Source organism: Erysipelothrix piscisicarius (genome assembly GCF_003931795.1).
GTDB classification, from domain to species: domain Bacteria; phylum Bacillota_I; class Bacilli_A; order Erysipelotrichales; family Erysipelotrichaceae; genus Erysipelothrix; species Erysipelothrix piscisicarius.
Genome location: NZ_CP034234.1, coordinates 306,373 through 323,486, shown reverse-complemented (window position 1 = coordinate 323,486; position 17,114 = coordinate 306,373). Strand labels below are relative to the sequence as shown.

The window sequence follows — 17,114 nt, the reverse complement described above, 5'->3', positions numbered from 1 at the left end:
AAACTCGTTGAAAGGGAATAATATAACTGTTTTATTTAAGAGAGATGATGTTTGGTGAAAATCATTATAAAACGCTATAGTTCCACCCTGGAGAGATTAATTTCGGAAGACAACCGTTATCTGTTAAAGGTATGTTCCACGTGGAACATATGAAAAAAGGGTGGCACCACGTACATACGTCCCTTAAGAGGTGTTTTTTTTATTTTCAAAAGGAGAAAAATATGTTAGATATTAATCTATTTAGAACGAATCCTGAGCTTATTAAGGACAACCTTAAGAAGAAATTCCAAGATCATAAGGAAAATATGGTAGATGAAATCATTGCTTTGGATATCGAATACCGCGGTATTAAAACACGTGCGGATGAATTAAGAGGGCAACGTAATGCTTTAAGTAAGCAAATCGGCCAACTTATGGGACAAAAGAAGATTGAAGAAGCAAATGCTGTAAAGGAACAGGTACAGGCCTTCGCCCTTGAACTAAAAGAAATCGAAGAGAGAGAAGAACCTCTATTTGAAAAAATTAAAGGTTTGATGATGGAAATCCCTAATATTATTGCGGATGACGTTCCTATCGGAAAAGATGATAGCGAAAATGTAGAACGTTATACTGTAGGTGAAATTATCGATAAAGGCTTCGATGTTCCTTACCATACGGATATTATGGAGTCATTTGGTGGAATTGATCTTGATGCCGCACGTAAGGTTGCCGGAGCAGGATTCTACTATTTACAAAAAGACATTGCGAGACTTCATTCAGCGGTGACAACTTATGCCCGTGATTTCATGATTGATCGTGGATATGACTATGGAATCCCTCCATTTATGATTCATCGTGACGTTGTTAGTGGTGTTATGAGTTTTGAAGAGATGGAAAACATGATGTATAAAATTGAAGGTGAAGACCTTTATCTTATCGGTACGAGTGAACACTCAATGATAGGTAAGTATATCGATACAATTATTGATGGAGAAACGCTCCCACACAAACTTACCAGCTACTCACCATGTTTCCGAAAAGAAGTGGGCGCGCACGGTATTGAAGAACGCGGTGTATACCGTATACACCAATTTGAGAAACAAGAAATGGTAGTCGTTTGTCATCCAAATGATAGTGCAGCACTCTTTGAAGAACTTTATCATAATTCAGTAGATTTCTTTAGAACCCTTGATATTCCTGTACGTGTACTCGAATGTTGTTCCGGAGACCTTGCCGATTTAAAAAACAAGAGTGTTGATGTAGAAGCATGGAGTCCTAGACAGAAAAAATATTTTGAAGTTGGAAGTTGCTCAAATTTAACAGATGCACAAGCGCGTCGATTAAAAATACGTATTGACACACCAGAAGGACGTGTTTACGCACATACCTTAAACAATACGGTAGTAGCACCACCACGAATGCTTATCGCCTTTTTAGAAAACAATCTTCAAGCAGACGGAAGCGTACTTATACCAGAAGCATTACAACCCTATATGGGATTTAATAAAAAAATAGAGCCGAATCAATAGGCTCTATTTTTTTATTTAGTGATTAATTTTTGAATTTGATTCATTACCGCATTATTGTTATTTGAATCAATTACCTCAGTAACGATTCGCTTCACATCTTCGTGTGCGTTAGAAACGGCATACGAGCGTCCAGCGAGCTTTAACATCTGGATGTCGTTGTGATAGTCACCAAACGTAACAATGTCCGCAGCATCGATATTAAGCGTTTGTAGAAGGTGCTGGATTCCTTGTCCTTTATTAACATCAGAGTTCATAACATCGATCCACACCGCGCCAGCTGTAACGGCATTAAAGGTTCCGTTTAGAGCTGATTGTACGATCTCTTGGAAATTAGAAACGGTGTGATGAAGACTGCATGCAGTTATTTTAACGAAATTAAGATCAACGTCTGTTAAGTCATCGACGATAACAAAGCCAGGATAATACTCTTCAAGATATTGTTCGTGGACTGGATCACCAAGTTCGACATAGGCGCAATTAATACCGGAAGCGATAATCGATGTTTCTTTGCATTGTCTAAAAACCTCGGTAACAATCTTAATATCGCGTTTTGAAAAGACAGATTGATAAAGTATCTTACCCTGATGTTCAACGATCGCACCATTATCAGAAACAAACGAAAGATCATCGATATAATCATGGGCCTTCTTCTTAATGCTAAAGAGGGTGCGACCACTTGCAAGTACCATATGGATGTTGTTGTTCTTGAGCTCCGCAAGCACCTCTTCAAAATTACAAGGAAGATTTGAATCATCATCTAAAAGCGTGTGATCCATATCAGTTGCTATTAATTTAATCATAAGAAACCTCCATTGAAATTATACCATAATGTTTCACGTGGAACATTTAAATTAGTCGTTTAAGAGGTTGCATTTTAAGACAGTTTTGGTATAATAACTATGCTACAACAACATAATCTAGTTAACCAGGTCAGGGCAGGAATGCAGCAGCCTTACATTAGCTCTTATGTGTGTTGTGGCTCTTTTTGTATATAAGGGGGCGTTACTATCGAACATAACAAATATATGGATGCGGCATATCAAGAAGCACTTCAAGCTTATGATAAAGAAGAAGTTCCTGTTGGTGCTGTCGTTGTCTACAACAATCAAATCATTGGACGAGGTCATAATGTTCGAGAAACGCAACACCAACCTTCTGGGCATGCGGAAATTATTGCGATGGATCAGGCAGGAGAAACACTTGGTTCTTGGAATTTAGAAGGTTGCACTTTATATGTAACACTGGAACCCTGTGCAATGTGTACAGGAGCCATTATGCAATCAAGGGTAAGTACCGTTGTTTACGGATCAAAAGAACCTAAAAGTGGTTGTTTAGGGTCGGTAATCGATTTTACGAAGATAGAGGGCTATAACCACTATCCAGAAGTGATTGCGGGAATACAAGGAGATAAAACCAAACAACTGATGTTGGATTTCTTTAAACAGCAACGAAATAAACAAGTGAAAATTAAAAAGGTAGATGAATCTATGTTTAAAAGATATCTTGATGTCCGTAAAAAAGTATTTGTAGATGAGCAAAATATTGACCCTTCAGAAGAATATGATGAACTTGACATCCTTGACCATCAACAAGTTAGTCATGTAGTTGCAATGCAACAGAATCACGTTATCGGTACAATGCGATTATATTGCTCTGATAGAACAATGAAAATTGGAAGACTCGCAGTTCTAAAACCATATCGTAATAAAAAAATTGCTTCCAAACTAGTTCGCTATGCAATTATCCAAGCAGAAAACAATGGGATTGATAAAATTGAATTGAACGCACAACTGAGTGCAATGAACATATATAAGAGACAAGGATTTGAAATAACTGGGGAAATATATGAAGAAGTAGGTATTTCCCATATTAAAATGATTAAACATATAAAAACACCGATTTAAGGGAAGGAACTGACCTAGTTCCGTGGGACTAAAGAAAAAAACCTCTTGTATGAGAATTATTGTAAAATAGTTCAATATAGGAGGTTTTTATATGGGAACACGAACTATGCATAGCTATGAGACAAAGATGAAAGTTATAGAAATGAAATTGGCAGGCTACTCAAGCAGGTTTATTCAGACTGAACTTGGAATAAAAAATGTAACACAAGTCAAAACATGGTGGAGATGGTATCGAAATGGTGAACACTATCGATTTTCTCAACCTGTAGGCAAGCAATATACTTTTGGAAAAGGGCCTGAAGGAGACACGGTCGAAGAAACACAAAGACTTAGAATTAAATCTTTGGAGCAACAAATTGAACTATTAAAAGTATTTGAAGAGAAAGGATGTGGTTCCTGAAATAATCATCAAGCTCGTTGAAGAGTATCGCAACACTGTATCTCTTAAAGATATCTTGAATCTTTTTGGGGTACCTAAGTCAACGTATTACCGTTGGACTAAAAAAGAGCAACTAGAGTCTAATAATTATTCTGTCAATGAAGCATTAGTAATTGAACTTTGTAAAGAAAATAAATTTCGTTATGGATATCGAAAATAACTGCATTAATTCGAAAGAAAGAATTATCAATAAGAACACTGTTCAAAGATAATGCAGAAACACCAATGTCAATGCCGTGTTAGGTCAAACGGTATCGAAAACAAAATCCGAAGATCATTATGCCCAATATCATTAATCGCGACTTTAAATCACTACGTCCTCTAGAGAAATTGGTGACAGATATCACTTACATCCCTTATGGCCATAAGATGCTCTATTTATCTACGATCATGGATTTATATAATGGTGAGATTATTGCGTCTACATTGAGTGACAGACAAAACCTAGAATGTGTGGTTGATACATTAAATCAACTTCCGGATATCGTTCAGCCATGTATTCTTCATTCTGATCAAGGGAGTGTCTATACATCAAAAGAGTATCAACTCAAAGTAAAAAATAAAAGCATTACCATGAGTATGTCCCGTAAGGGTACACCCGCTGATAATGCTCCTATCGAATCGTTTCATGCCTCGCTAAAGTGTGAAACATTCGAATTAAACCCAGAACTAAAGGGTTCTACTGAAATTGTATCACAAACTGTGATAAACTATTTAAAATATTACAATGAAAATCGAATACAAGAAAAGCTAGGATATCAATCTCCCGTAAATTATCGGTTAACTTCATCCTAACTTGGTTTTTTCTTTAGTCCCAAGGAACTAGGTCAGTTCCAAATATACTAAGTTTTTTATTTAAATGAAGATGGATTTTCAGCCCAAGCTTGGAGTAATGATAGGTTTTCGTCCGTTATCGCTTCCATTTCCCGTGCTACTTGAATCAATGTTGAGTAATTGGACAAAGTATGTAACGTGATTTTTGCTTCATTGAAAGCCACTAGAGCTTTTTGGAGCTCATAAGTAAAGACCGCATAAACACAAAGAACTTCAATTCCTTCATCTTTCAATGCATCACAAACCTTGATACAACTTCCCCCAGTTGAAATCAAGTCTTCGATAACGATAACTTTTGAACCTTTTGGAATCATCCCTTCAATTTGTTTCCCTTTCCCATGATCTTTCGGTTTAGGTCGAACATAAGCCATGGGTTTGTCTAATAAATCTGCGACCCAACATGCTTGTGGAATTCCAGCAGTTGCAGTTCCAACAATATAATTTACCTCTGGATACGTTTCACGAATTGCTTTTGCAAAGGCTTCCGCAATATATTTTCGAACATGAGGATAACTCATTGTGATTCGGTTATCACAATATATTGGACTCTTTATTCCACTTGCCCATGTATAAAGATTATCTGGACTTAAGGTTACAGCTTCTACTTCAAGAAGATATTGTGCTATTTTTTTAGATGTATTCATGATGCGACCTCCCATTCTGCAACAATCTGTTCATATGCTAAGACAGGATCTTCGGCTTGCGTAATGGGTCTTCCCACAACAATATAGCTTGAACCATTTGCACGCGCTTGAGCAGGCGTCGTTACCCTTTTTTGATCTCCTTTATCAGCAGCGTTTGGTCTAATGCCCGGTGTAACGGTTAAAAAGTCATTTCCCAAAGTTTCACGAATCAGTTTGGATTCGAGTGGAGAACACACCACACCATCAAGGCCAGCACTCTGTGTTAGCTCAGCATAGTGCAGTACCGAATCGTTTAAAGATGCATGGACAAGTTGTTCTTGTTGCATTTGGAATTCCGATGTTGATGTTAATTGTGTTACCGCAATTAATACACTCTCATCACCAAACCCATGTCGTGCCGCCTCCATCATTTCAAGACCGCCCGCTGCATGAACATTCGTCATGTCAACACCCATTGTTTTTAAACGACGCATGGTTCGCTCAACAGTATTGGGGATATCGTGGAGTTTAAGATCTAAGAAAATTTTGTGTCCTCTTTTTTTAATCTCATGAATAATAGAGGGACCACTTTGATAATACAGTTCCATTCCCACTTTCACAAAGAGGTTCTTACCCTCGAATAAATCTAAAAATGCTAATGCAGCGTCCGTTCCATCAAAATCTAATGCAATAATTACGTTTTCCATTATATTCTCCTTTTACGTAGTTTCAAGTACAACTCTATCAATTCCATCAGTCTCAACAGTTTGAACGTAAATACGCTCCTTAAGTGAACTTGGAATGTTTTTACCAATAAAGTCTGCACTAATAGGTAACTCGCGATGGCCTCGATCTATAAGTACAGCAAGGGAAATGGAAGCTGGATGCCCTAAATCAATAATCGCATCCATCGATGAGCGAACACTTCGTCCTGTAAATAAAACATCATCTACGATAACCACATGTTTTTGTGTTAATGCATCCGATCGCTTGAGTGCCTGCTTGGAACGGACATCATCGCGATAAGCATGGATGTTTAAACTTATGCATTCAACCGGTCCTTCAATGCTTTCAAGTTTCTTCTGGATTCGCGTTGCAATATCGATACCTCGTGTTTCAATACCTAAGAGCACAACACTCTCAACACCATGGAAACGCTCTAAAATTTCAAACGCAATCCGATTCATAGCACGTTGAATTTCTTCTTGGTTCATAATCATTTTTGTCATCATTTCCCTCCAATCATAGAAAAGAGCCCCTTCTCGCGCACGAAAAGAGGCTCATCATTAGATGAAGCGGTAATTTCTCTTTCCTTGCTTGCCTCTCTGGACAATTTTAAAGGTTCCTATTTCTAACTAATCATATGCGTTTCTGATTTAACTGTCAACTCCTTAACATAATAACTATTCATATTTAACGTTGATGATAGAATAAATTAAAAGAGGTATTACAATGTTTGGAACATTATGAAAACATGAACACCTAACCAAGCATAAGTCTACAAGCACTTTCTGAAGGCATTTGCTCTATTTCATATATTTTTCCAAAATCGAATCAAACACTGTCATTCCCAGTATGATATTTTTTATATATTTCTTTGATAGTTTAGGAATTGTAGTATTAAGAGATGCTCCCAAAATTAATGTGAAACAATTATATAATTATCAAATACATTAACTTACAACTTTGTAAGACCTGTGTAAGTAAATTCAATGGTTCAAAATCCAATTATTTCTTATGATAATTATAGAAGGAGTTGATCCAATGTTATTTGTTCTATTCTCGCAGGGCTCACCCATTGTTTTAGAATCCATTCATTCATTCTTAAATCTTGAGCCGCTTAGAATCCTCGCTTTACTTGTTAATCCCATGATTGCTGTGATGGTATATCGTTACTTTCTTGCTTCAAAAAACAAGCGCCTTTTACTTTACAAATTATGGGGTGGTAGCGTACTTTTGTTTATCCTCAATGCTTTCTTTAATGCCTTTGTACTTGCTCCTCAGTACCAGGTTAAGCGTAATTTGTGCTTGACGTTCTTTTTAATTTTCTTGTTGTTTTATCTCTACGAATACTTTATTACAGAAAAGTACCCGACTTTTCAATTAATCGGTTGGATTTGTCTTCCGATCACACTGCTTCTAAGCTTTAAATATCTTAATCAAGCGCTTATCCTTATTTCCTTTGCAAGTCTTCTCTATATTTTAAAAGATGCTCCGCGTCTTCAATTTTCAGGAGGGATCGTCCTTACATTAATCTTTTCTCTATGGATCAATCCCTTCTATTTTCTAGCACTTCTTCTTTTCCCCTTTTCTCAAATCAAAAAGGATCATCTCATGAATCCTTTTATACCTTCTCTCATTCTTATTTATCATCTTTTATCATGGTCTTTTTCCGTCCTTGCCACGTATGCATAAAAAACGTCTTGGTTTTGTTCCAAGACGTTTTAAATTAGCTGATCGGTATCCATGGTGATTTCTAACTCGTAAGGAATTCCTTCTTCTCTTAAATACTCTGTCATTTCATGTTTAATGCGATCGGGTTCATGCTTTAATGCATCACATAAAACAATTTCAAATCGTAGGACATTATTAATAATTCGTAAATCATGGAATGTACATCCCGCGCAAGAATCTCTTAGGTAATGTTTAATTACCTGTTGAATATTTAAAATTTCCGGACTATCCATATCCAATGGATCTAAATGGATCACAAGGTCGATATTGATTTCTTCTTTTATTTCACGTTCAATCGCATCAATAATATTATGCGCTTCAATCAGGGATAACGTTGCATTAACTTCTACATGGACAACACCATAAATATGATATTTACCATAATTATGAATCATTAAATCATGATAACCCTCGATATTTGAATTCCTACAAAGAATTTCTTTTACTTTTTGTAATGTATCCCCATCCGGTCTACTTCCTAAGAGTTCATTCATAAATTCACGAAGCATCATCACCGAAGAATAGATAATAAAAAGAGCAATAATAATCCCAAGGTAGGTATCAATTCGAAACTTAAAATAATATTGAACAATCAATGCCAACAAAATCGAGCCTGTTATATAGACATCATTTTGACTATCTTTAGCACTCGCAACCAATACATCAGAATCTACTTCTTTCGCTTTCTTTGAATAATATAAAGCCATCGCTATTTTCACGATGATTGAGGATACCAATACAAAAATGATGGCTTGACTCATCTGCATCGGTTGAGGATTGAGAAGATCTTTAACGGATGACTTGATAATGTCAACACCTAAATAAAGCATGATAATCGAAATCACAAATCCGCTAATGTATTCAAATCGCTCATGTCCATAAGGATGCTCCTTATCTGCGGGCTTTGCCGCAATTTTAAATCCAACAATCGTAATGATGGATGATAAGCTATCTGATAGATTATTAATTGCATCCGCAAGAATCGCAAAACTATGCGACAAAGTACAAACGATTAATTTTAAAGTAAAAAGAATCAAGTTACAGATTATCCCCACGATACCTGCCTTGATTCCAATCACATTTCTGTTTTCTAAGTTTTTCATACCCATATTATATCATATTAAATTTTCTCAAAGATAATGTTTATGTGAAATGGGTCCATGACTGTAAAATGATTCTCATCGAGATCTCTAATCGTTTCTCCGGCTTGAATCAGTTCATTTCGATATTCCGTAAAAGATGACGTTGAAATTGTAAAGGATTCCATACCTGTTTTATTATGAGGAAGGTCTCCAATATGAGGTCCCGCCCATTCATTGATCCCTATATGGTGATGATATTCATCACGAGAAACAAAGAGAGCCTTTTGCATTTCTGTTTTTAGATCAAACCCTAACTGATTAATATAGAACATCCGTGCTTTCTCGATATCGGCGACCTGAACATGAACGTGACCTAAAATTGTACCCAAAGGCATCCCATCCCATGCTTTTGGATCAGCAATCCGCATAAGTCGGTCTACGTCTACAGGTTCTGTCCCACCAACAATACTGCCATCATCATGAATAATCCATGATGATCGTGATCGGTCGGCATAAACCTCGATACCATTTCCTTCAGGATCATTGAGATAAATGGCTTGAGAATAAAGATGATCCCCAAGTCCTGTAATCGATTGATTAACCGAAATGAGATGTTTTAAAAATGGACCTAAATGTGATTCATCCGGTAAGAGAAAGGCCATGTGATAAAGCCCACTATAGTTTTTGTTTGGTTTTTCATAACTTTCGGAAGCTTTAAGTGTGACAAGGGGCACATCATCAATACCCAAGATAACTGTATTTTGATTTTGACTTAATAAAGTAAGTCCTAATGTATTTTCGTAAAATGATTTCATCGCTTCAAGATCAAGAACTTTAAGAATGACATTTTTAATTGAAATATTTTTTAATGTTTTCATAGTTTCACCTCTATTAACATACTACTACACTATGTTATAAATGGAAGTATTATGCATAAAAAAAAGTGCTAGGCACTTTTTTGACATTTCGGACATAAACCATAGAGTTCTAATTGATGACGATCGATAATATAACCACTCTCGCGGGCTACCTTACCTTCATAATCTCCCAAAGGACATCCTTCAATAATCGTAATTGTTCCGCAATGCGTGCAAATAAGATGGTGTTTGTGAATATGACGTTTATAATCATAAACACTTTGAGAGGGCTCAATCGGAACCGTCTTGGTTATGATATTTTTCTGTTCAAAGACATCCAACACGCGATAAATCGTTGATAAGTCCATATATTCTCCATCTGCATCCAAGGCTTCACGAATCTGATTAATCGTGATAGGCGTATCGCTATCCTTTAAGATCGTTAAAATTGCCTCGCGTTGTCGTGTTGATTTTATGCCATGATGATTTAATTCTGTTTTGATATCCATAATCAAGACCTCCTAGATAAATTCAATGGTTTCATTCACAATGAACGTGCTTAACGTACCCCGTGTTATATCCTTTAGTGGCTCAAACAACATTGGGTCAGTTACACAAATCTGATAGCGAGCTAAGGAATCATAATTGCGATCCAACACCGTACCCACGCTTGTGATATGAATCTCCACATCATTAATAAACTCATATGGGAACGAAAGATCAATCGTAAATACCTTTTGAGGTGCAAGGAGTTTTGCTTCGTCAAGTGTAAGCGAAACGGTTGAACCATAAGCTCGAATAAGACCACCAACCCCTAGCAAAACACCGCCATAATAGCGAACCACTACCGCAATAACACCGTCAAGCTTATGACCACGGAGCACTTGAAGCATGGGTAATCCTGCAGACGATGCAGGCTCACCATCATCATTTGATCGTTCAATATCACCCGTCCGATAAGCACTACAATGATGGGTTGCCTTTGGGTGCATCTTTTTAATTGATTTTAAATATGCTTTTGCTTCTTCTTCAGAATGAATCGGGGCCAAATAACCAATAAATTTTGACTTATTGATTTCTTGTTCTGCAATGACTTCTGATTGAATTGTTTTATAGTCTAATTGTTCCATATATTTATTATAAATCATTTCGCCGCGTTCATAAAGGAATATAATAGTTTGACTTTCAAAGTATTATATTCTATAATGCTCTCATCGGAGGATATGTATGAAAAATTTAGCGATTGTATGTGATTCATCAGTTTGTTTCACACCAGAAGAAATTAAGAAATATAACGTTTTTATTGCACCCTTAACTTTAATTCATAACAATGTGGAGTACTTAGATCAAGAAACGATTTCCAAAGAAGAAGTTCATGACTTACTCTCTAAGAAAGAAAAGATTATGACTTCACAACCAAATCTTGGATCTTTGATTAATCTTTTTGAATCAATTCGAGACGAGGGCTATCATCAGATTCTTTCGATAACACTCTCATCGAATTTATCAGGAACTTATAGTGCCTTCAACCAGGCTGCTTCTCATGTCGAGAACTGCGACATTCGCGTTGTAGATTCCTTTACGTTAGGTGGACCCGTCCAACAAACCGTAAAGCTTGTGCGCGCTATGGAGTTAAATGGAATTACACTTGATGTGATGATTGAAAGAATAAACAAATTCTTACTTCACACAGAATCATTTGTTTATCCCCAAAACTTAGATCAATTACGAGTAAGTGGTCGTATTTCGAAACATGCAGCCACACTGGCTTCACTTTTAAAGGTGAAACCCCTCCTCTATCTTGAAAATCATGGTTTGACGATTGAGAAATTTGGTACTGCACGGACTGAAACTAAAATTTTTGAACTGTTGATTAATCATATGAAAGAACAAGGCATTACCCCTGAAGCGTATGATTTTTATTACCTACATAGCGACGCTAAAGAAATCATTACACGTCTTCGTGACGCACTTTTAGATTCGTTTGGGAACCATGATGCATATATTATGGATCTTCCAGCTGCGGTTGCCACGCATGCAGGTCTTGGAACCGTCGCAATTCAATGGATTCCAAAAACCGATAAATATATCATGTGAGGTCGTATGCATTTCATTATTAGTGTATAATGGTAGTACTTGGAGGTTGTATTATGAAAACTGCGGTTATTGTCGATAGTAGTAGTAATTATTATAATGAACATATCGAAATGGATGGTCTTTTCGCGATACCCTTACAGATCATCAATGAGGAGGATGCTTCACTTGAGAGTGTTGAGATATCAATTGATCAAGTTAATGCCCTCATGAGGAAAAATATTATGCTTCAAACATCACTACCTGCACTGGGCATGATTGAAGATTTATTTAGAGAAATTAAATCAGAAGGTTATGAGCGTATTCTTGCGATACCGATAACTACTGGAATTTCTGGAACAATTGGTGCCATGAATACTGCGGCTCAATTTGTTGATATTGAGTTTGTTTATATCGACTGCTTTACAGCTGCTTCGATTGAACTGGACTGTGCAATTGCTGCTCGCAAGCTTCTTGATCAAGGATATGATATCCCTGAAATTAAAGAACGCATTGATGTAGCGCTCAATAACGGCAACACGTTTATTATTCCTGATGATTTAGCGCATCTATCACGTGGAGGTCGACTATCACCACTCGCCGCAAACCTTGGTGGTTTTCTAAAAATCAAACCAATACTTCATCTTAATAAAGAAACAAAAGGAATTATTGAACCTTTTGATAAAGTACGAACGATGTCTAAAGCAATTGATCGTGTTATTGAAGCGATGCAGGAAGCGGGCGTTGATGAAACTTTTAAAATTACAATCGTAGATGTGGATGCGAAAGATGAACTTCAAAAAACTGTTAAGAAGTTTGAAGAAGCATTCCCAAATACTGAAATATATGTAACGGAGTTAATTTCAACCGTTAGTGTTCATGTGGGAATTGGTTCACTTGCATTTCAATATATGAAAAAAATAGAAGTCTAATTTGGACTTCTTTTTCTTTTAAAAAAAGACATCCTTTGAACGAGGATGCCTTTTTTTTCTATTCACTTCTTAGAGCAATTACAGGATCTTTTTTGGCAGCCATTCTTGAAGGTATTACTCCAGAAATGGATGTTAGTACGATACTAATTATAATTAAAATCACTGCATGTATTGGATTAACCACGGCGATATTTTCTGTTTTTGTGAGGTTATAAATAATCGCGTTGATTGGGAAGGTAAGTAGATATGTAACTACGATCCCCAATGTCCCGGATACAAATCCTATTAAGAATGTTTCAGCATTAAATACACGCGAAATATCTTTTTTACGAGCTCCTAGACTACGAAGTACACCAATCTCTTTGGTACGTTCGATAACTGAAACGTATGTAATAATTCCAATCATCAATGAAGAAACGACAAGAGAAATGGATGAAAATCCAATCAACACATAAGAAATTGTATTCACGACTGTTTCCATGACACCTGTAATCATTTCTGACATATCACTGTAAGTGATCTTATCAGCATCTTTTTTATCAATATTGTAAGCGTCAAGGTGTGTACGAATTTCCTTTTTCGCTTCAAAATCTGAAGAAATAATTGAGATGTTTCGTGGTAATGAAGATGACCCAAGTTCCTCAAGTTGATCTTGGTAGAGTGCATCCGCTTCTTTAAATGAATGCCCTTCAAATCCCATCCCCGATACAACACTATACGCTTTACCAACCTCTTTTTGAGCTTTTACAACATCAGAATTTGTAGAGTCCTTGATAAAGGCCTTAACTAAATCCGAACGGTAATATAAACCCGGCTGATACATTTGGAATGATGAATCTTCTTTTTGTCTCATCACACCCACAATCGATAAGGTTCTGGCATTTTCAGATCCATAGATTGTCTCATAGTTCTGTTGACTTGCTTCGCGATAGAGCCCAAATTCATCTTTAACAAAATAGTCGTTATTTTGAATTAACTTAAATTCTTGACCTATAAGCGATTTCAAATCAACGTTATTTTCGATATCACCTAGACCCAATTCTTTAATTGTTTCTTTTGCGATACGATTATAGTTATCCACGACTAAAATCATCTCGTTATCACCTTGAGGCATACGGCCTTCAAGAACATCATATTGATTGTTGTTGAAGTCTTCATTATCGAGTAACTCACCCATATGTGATGAACTTGATTGTACATGAACGTATTTATCACTGGTTTTACGTATCATATTCATATTTGCTTTGTGAATATATTGGATTGAGATATATTTATCTGCATCAAGCTTATTCACATGATCAATATACTCTTGAGTAATATTGTTTGTAATAACATTTGTTTGAACTTTAGGTTCATAGATTTGCAACTTGGAATCTGTTGGAAACTCACTCATATTCGATGTATCTTCTGCCACAACAGGTCCTGAAAAATCAAAAACGGAGGTATTAATTGTAATCGGTGATGTCGCGAGTGTATCCGACTGCATTTTATTAATTGAGTTGGATAAACCTGAAGAAAGCGCCAAAATCAACGCGATTCCGATAATTCCGATACTTCCAGCAAAACTTGTTAAGACGGTACGTCCTTTTTTAGCCCACAAGTTCTTTCCACTGAGTCCAAGCGCTGTAATATATGGCATTTTTGTACGTTTTTGTTTAGTAAGTTTTTCTCCATTAATATCTGTTTCATAAGGATTACTGTCACTTATAATTTGCCCGTCCAACAATTCTACAATTCGATTGCTGTATTCATGCGCAAGCTCTGCATTATGAGTAACCATGATAACAAGACGATCTTGAGCAATTTCTTTGAGTAAATCCATGATAATAACACTGGTTTTACTATCAAGTGCTCCCGTGGGTTCATCGGCTAGAATAATTTCAGGATCATTAACAATCGCACGCGCTATTGCAACGCGTTGCATTTGTCCACCTGACAATTGATTCGGTTTTTTATTAATATGATCGATTAATCCAACTTTTTCTAAAGCAGTACGAGCACGTGACTCCTCTTCTTTTTTTGAAATTCCGGATAATTTTAATGATAGTTCAACATTTTGAAGAACCGTAAGATGCGGAATTAAGTTATAGGATTGAAAAACAAAACCTACAGAGCTGTTCCGATAAGAATCCCAATCACGATCTTTATAGTTTTTCGTTGAGATTCCTGAAATATTAAGATCCCCACTCGTATAACGATCAAGTCCACCTATTATATTCAACATCGTTGTCTTCCCACATCCTGAAGGACCGAGAATTGAAACGAACTCGTTTTTTCTAAATGTTAAAGAGACGCCCTTGAGCGCTTCTACTTCACCATATCTTTTGGTTATTTTATCTAATTTTAACATTTTATTTTGACCTCTAATGTATTAACACAGTAATACATTAGAGGTTATTAGTCAATCTTTTTCGTATCATTGTCAAAAATAAACTTCTCACTGTAGTACTTCGAGTACTCAAAAACGAGTGTAAAAAAAACAATGGCCGTCGCAAATGAAAATGCAATCTCGTAGATGCTGACATCATAGACAAGCACACGAAGAGGGAGAAACAACATGCTAAATAGTGGTGTTAGGGACAAATAGACACCCCAACCTTCGGTCATATGATAACGTGTATTGAGAAAAATCGATAGATAGTAAATACATAACATTAAAAAGTATAGCGGACCATGAACACTACCTGCTTCTTCAATGGATCGAATACGAACTGCAAGTACGAGTAGGATGATTTGAATCGTTGCAATTCCAACCATTAGAATTAAAAAGGCACATCCAATATTAATAAAATCACTCTGTGATAAGTTTAGGTTCTTTATGATATCAATAAATGTTTGTCCCTCAAAATCAAGAATACCAAGCGTTTGTAATAAATCGACCAACCCCTCACCTTGATCATATGTCTGACGCATGCATACCCAAAAACTAAAAATAAGTGCAAGACTTGTGAGTTGAATTGTCATCATCATGAGTCCAAGAATTACTTTAGTAACAAAATATGTTTTCACATGAATCACCGAACGTACCATCTCTAGGACGTTGGAAGTTTTCTCCATAATAACCTCACTCATTGCGGAAGAACTTAAAGAGGTAATTAAGAAATATAAGGTTGTAAGAATTGAAAAGACAATTTCAAGATTAAGATTATTCTTGGCGGTAGTCTTGTATAAAATCACTGGCTTCTCATGACTCCCATTTTCATAGCTATCAATAATCAAGCCTAATGTACTCTTCTCGGTCGGACTTAAGGGTGTTTCCGTTTGGATTGTATAAACGCCTTCTTTTTTTGTAATTAGAACTGAAGCTTCATCATCATATTTTATGATTTTTTCGAATCCATCAGCAAAACGTTCCCAATCAATATCGATGGTTTTAATGGGTGTTGGTTCTGAAACACTGGGTAAAAGAATCGCTAAAATTTTATCACCAAAAAGCAAACATCCCATCACGGTAAATACGATTGCATAAAATAGGATGGTGGCGCGATTCAGCATGCGTCGCTTAATTGAAAACTTAATGAGTGTCTTCATAGGTAGTTTCCACCATTTCTTTTAAAGAAATTGAATCAACGATAATTTTTTCAACGCATCGATTCTCAATTAAATTTGGAAGTATAGTTTTTAAAATGTCCTTATTATGAATAATCAGATACACCTTGTCCTCTACAACTTTAAAGTCTAAGCCAAGATGTTTGATATCATAAAACTGTTCCTTTTCCACTATTAGATATGTTATCGCTGCATCCCGCTTTAACGCTTTGAGTGATCCATATTTCATCATTTTCCCGTTTTTTAAAATTAGAACGTAATCGGAGACCTCTTCGACCTCTTCATATTGATGGCTTGAAATTAGAATTGATTTTCCTTTTTTCGCCAGTTTACGAAGTAATCCTTTAATCAGTCTCATATTGTGGATATCCAAACCACTGAGTGGTTCATCCATTATGATTGTTTTGGGATCGTGAATCAGCCCACATAGAATTTGTACTTTTTGCTGGTTCCCTTTAGAAAGTGTCATGATTTTAGATTTGAAATAGATTTCAATTTCCAAATACTTCATCCAATATTCCAAACTTGACTGTATTTCATTTAGTTCCATACCATGCAATTGCGCATAGAGTTCTAAATGCTCTTTTACTGTAATATCCTTATACAGCGAACGATTTTCCGGAATATATCCGATGTTAGTAACATAAATATTTCCTGAATCTTTTTGAATTAGACCTGTAATTGTCTTAAACAGCGTCGATTTACCACTTCCGTTCACCCCCAACACAGCGAGAATTTCACCGTCATTGATTTCGAACGAGATATCTTTGATTCCTCGTTTGTTCTTATAAAGCTTCGTTAACTGTTCAACTTTCATAGTACACCCCTCTAATAGATGTGCACTCTTTAAATTTTGACC

At 36.2% G+C, this 17,114-nt stretch carries 16 protein-coding genes, 1 other RNA gene, 1 pseudogene and 1 other annotated feature (1 of these 19 running past the window's edge); of the genes and pseudogenes, 7 read left to right on the top strand and 11 right to left on the bottom strand.

Annotation, left to right across the window (positions count from 1 at the left end; genetic code table 11):
* Positions 1 to 187, top strand: a binding site (T-box leader); it begins 2 nt to the left of the window's first position.
* 34 nt (positions 188 to 221) lie between these two features.
* The gene (gene serS, locus EEI45_RS01580) at positions 222 to 1,508 is read left to right on the top strand and encodes a serine--tRNA ligase (RefSeq protein WP_125163874.1); all 1,287 of its coding nucleotides are present in this window, start codon (positions 222 to 224) and stop codon (positions 1,506 to 1,508) included.
* A gap of 11 nt (positions 1,509 to 1,519) precedes the next feature.
* Here serS and EEI45_RS01575 read toward each other — a convergent pair whose 3' ends face one another.
* On the bottom strand, positions 1,520 to 2,308 hold the full coding sequence (locus EEI45_RS01575) for an HAD family hydrolase (protein ID WP_125163873.1): 789 nt from the start codon (positions 2,306 to 2,308) through the stop codon (positions 1,520 to 1,522).
* Between the two features lie 98 nt (positions 2,309 to 2,406).
* Between EEI45_RS01575 and ffs the strand changes: the two genes are divergently transcribed.
* The 3 genes and pseudogenes from ffs to EEI45_RS01560 all read left to right on the top strand — a co-directional run bounded on the left by ffs (position 2,407) and on the right by EEI45_RS01560 (position 4,646).
* An RNA gene (ffs, locus tag EEI45_RS01570) (signal recognition particle sRNA small type) lies at positions 2,407 to 2,494 on the top strand.
* 21 nt (positions 2,495 to 2,515) lie between these two features.
* Complete coding sequence (gene tadA / locus EEI45_RS01565; protein ID WP_228410556.1) at positions 2,516 to 3,412, top strand: tRNA adenosine(34) deaminase TadA; 897 nt, start codon at positions 2,516 to 2,518, stop codon at positions 3,410 to 3,412.
* 91 nt (positions 3,413 to 3,503) lie between these two features.
* Positions 3,504 to 4,646 (top strand): annotated as a pseudogene (locus EEI45_RS01560) (IS3 family transposase).
* A gap of 56 nt (positions 4,647 to 4,702) precedes the next feature.
* Here EEI45_RS01560 and pyrE read toward each other — a convergent pair.
* The 3 genes from pyrE to pyrR are packed head-to-tail and all read right to left on the bottom strand — an operon-like array spanning position 4,703 to position 6,537.
* Positions 4,703 to 5,329, bottom strand: a complete 627-nt coding sequence (gene pyrE / locus EEI45_RS01555; RefSeq protein WP_125163871.1) for an orotate phosphoribosyltransferase — start codon at positions 5,327 to 5,329, stop codon at positions 4,703 to 4,705.
* A complete protein-coding gene (gene pyrF / locus EEI45_RS01550; RefSeq protein ID WP_125163870.1) occupies positions 5,326 to 6,015 on the bottom strand; it encodes an orotidine-5'-phosphate decarboxylase in 690 nt (229 codons plus the stop codon). The genes pyrE and pyrF overlap by 4 nt, the downstream gene beginning before the upstream one ends.
* Positions 6,016 to 6,027: 12 nt before the next feature.
* The gene (gene pyrR, locus EEI45_RS01545) at positions 6,028 to 6,537 is read right to left on the bottom strand and encodes a bifunctional pyr operon transcriptional regulator/uracil phosphoribosyltransferase PyrR (RefSeq protein ID WP_125163869.1); all 510 of its coding nucleotides are present in this window, start codon (positions 6,535 to 6,537) and stop codon (positions 6,028 to 6,030) included.
* A 508-nt stretch (positions 6,538 to 7,045) separates the two neighbouring features.
* Between pyrR and EEI45_RS01540 the strand changes: the two genes are divergently transcribed.
* Positions 7,046 to 7,723, top strand: a complete 678-nt coding sequence (locus tag EEI45_RS01540) for a hypothetical protein (RefSeq protein WP_228410439.1) — start codon at positions 7,046 to 7,048, stop codon at positions 7,721 to 7,723.
* Between the two features lie 29 nt (positions 7,724 to 7,752).
* Here the strand turns inward: EEI45_RS01540 and EEI45_RS01535 are convergent, their stop codons facing one another.
* The 4 genes from EEI45_RS01535 to EEI45_RS01520 all read right to left on the bottom strand — a co-directional run bounded on the left by EEI45_RS01535 (position 7,753) and on the right by EEI45_RS01520 (position 10,849).
* Positions 7,753 to 8,865, bottom strand: a complete 1,113-nt coding sequence (locus EEI45_RS01535; protein ID WP_125163868.1) for a cation diffusion facilitator family transporter — start codon at positions 8,863 to 8,865, stop codon at positions 7,753 to 7,755.
* Between the two features lie 17 nt (positions 8,866 to 8,882).
* Positions 8,883 to 9,722 (bottom strand): VOC family protein, encoded by an 840-nt coding sequence (locus EEI45_RS01530; protein ID WP_125163867.1) that lies wholly within the window; start codon positions 9,720 to 9,722, stop codon positions 8,883 to 8,885.
* A 68-nt stretch (positions 9,723 to 9,790) separates the two neighbouring features.
* Entirely contained in the window at positions 9,791 to 10,210 is a 420-nt protein-coding gene (locus tag EEI45_RS01525; RefSeq protein ID WP_125163866.1) for a Fur family transcriptional regulator, read from the bottom strand.
* A 12-nt stretch (positions 10,211 to 10,222) separates the two neighbouring features.
* Positions 10,223 to 10,849 (bottom strand): IMPACT family protein, encoded by a 627-nt coding sequence (locus EEI45_RS01520; RefSeq protein ID WP_125163865.1) that lies wholly within the window; start codon positions 10,847 to 10,849, stop codon positions 10,223 to 10,225.
* Between the two features lie 79 nt (positions 10,850 to 10,928).
* Between EEI45_RS01520 and EEI45_RS01515 the strand changes: the two genes are divergently transcribed.
* Positions 10,929 to 11,798: a DegV family protein gene (locus tag EEI45_RS01515; protein WP_125163864.1), complete on the top strand. Its 870-nt coding sequence runs from the start codon at positions 10,929 to 10,931 to the stop codon at positions 11,796 to 11,798.
* 53 nt (positions 11,799 to 11,851) lie between these two features.
* Positions 11,852 to 12,706: a DegV family protein gene (locus EEI45_RS01510; RefSeq protein WP_125163863.1), complete on the top strand. Its 855-nt coding sequence runs from the start codon at positions 11,852 to 11,854 to the stop codon at positions 12,704 to 12,706.
* Positions 12,707 to 12,764: 58 nt separating this feature from the next.
* On the opposite strand, the gene EEI45_RS01505 is transcribed toward EEI45_RS01510, so the two are convergent.
* From EEI45_RS01505 to EEI45_RS01495, 3 genes are read right to left on the bottom strand one after another with little or no spacing between them, the layout of a single operon-like run.
* Positions 12,765 to 15,056, bottom strand: coding sequence for an ABC transporter ATP-binding protein/permease (locus EEI45_RS01505; protein WP_125163862.1), 2,292 nt, complete (start codon positions 15,054 to 15,056; stop codon positions 12,765 to 12,767).
* Between the two features lie 47 nt (positions 15,057 to 15,103).
* Positions 15,104 to 16,237 (bottom strand): ABC transporter permease, encoded by a 1,134-nt coding sequence (locus EEI45_RS01500; RefSeq protein WP_125163861.1) that lies wholly within the window; start codon positions 16,235 to 16,237, stop codon positions 15,104 to 15,106.
* Complete coding sequence (locus EEI45_RS01495) at positions 16,221 to 17,072, bottom strand: ABC transporter ATP-binding protein (protein WP_125163860.1); 852 nt, start codon at positions 17,070 to 17,072, stop codon at positions 16,221 to 16,223. The genes EEI45_RS01500 and EEI45_RS01495 overlap by 17 nt, the downstream gene beginning before the upstream one ends.
* Between the last annotated feature and the right edge of the window lie 42 nt (positions 17,073 to 17,114).

Excerpts from the sequence above, each read along its gene's own strand:
- serS (WP_125163874.1), top strand. The coding sequence starts at position 222 with ATGTTAGATATTAATCTATTTAGAACGAATCCTGAGCTTATTAAGGAC.
- EEI45_RS01575 (WP_125163873.1), bottom strand. The coding sequence starts at position 2,308 with ATGATTAAATTAATAGCAACTGATATGGATCACACGCTTTTAGATGAT.
- pyrE (WP_125163871.1), bottom strand. The coding sequence starts at position 5,329 with ATGAATACATCTAAAAAAATAGCACAATATCTTCTTGAAGTAGAAGCT.
- pyrF (WP_125163870.1), bottom strand. The coding sequence starts at position 6,015 with ATGGAAAACGTAATTATTGCATTAGATTTTGATGGAACGGACGCTGCA.
- pyrR (WP_125163869.1), bottom strand. The coding sequence starts at position 6,537 with ATGACAAAAATGATTATGAACCAAGAAGAAATTCAACGTGCTATGAAT.
- EEI45_RS01540 (WP_228410439.1), top strand. The coding sequence starts at position 7,046 with ATGATAATTATAGAAGGAGTTGATCCAATGTTATTTGTTCTATTCTCG.
- EEI45_RS01535 (WP_125163868.1), bottom strand. The coding sequence starts at position 8,865 with ATGAAAAACTTAGAAAACAGAAATGTGATTGGAATCAAGGCAGGTATC.
- EEI45_RS01530 (WP_125163867.1), bottom strand. The coding sequence starts at position 9,722 with ATGAAAACATTAAAAAATATTTCAATTAAAAATGTCATTCTTAAAGTT.
- EEI45_RS01525 (WP_125163866.1), bottom strand. The coding sequence starts at position 10,210 with ATGGATATCAAAACAGAATTAAATCATCATGGCATAAAATCAACACGA.
- EEI45_RS01520 (WP_125163865.1), bottom strand. The coding sequence starts at position 10,849 with ATGATTTATAATAAATATATGGAACAATTAGACTATAAAACAATTCAA.
- EEI45_RS01515 (WP_125163864.1), top strand. The coding sequence starts at position 10,929 with ATGAAAAATTTAGCGATTGTATGTGATTCATCAGTTTGTTTCACACCA.
- EEI45_RS01510 (WP_125163863.1), top strand. The coding sequence starts at position 11,852 with ATGAAAACTGCGGTTATTGTCGATAGTAGTAGTAATTATTATAATGAA.
- EEI45_RS01505 (WP_125163862.1), bottom strand. The coding sequence starts at position 15,056 with ATGTTAAAATTAGATAAAATAACCAAAAGATATGGTGAAGTAGAAGCG.
- EEI45_RS01500 (WP_125163861.1), bottom strand. The coding sequence starts at position 16,237 with ATGAAGACACTCATTAAGTTTTCAATTAAGCGACGCATGCTGAATCGC.
- EEI45_RS01495 (WP_125163860.1), bottom strand. The coding sequence starts at position 17,072 with ATGAAAGTTGAACAGTTAACGAAGCTTTATAAGAACAAACGAGGAATC.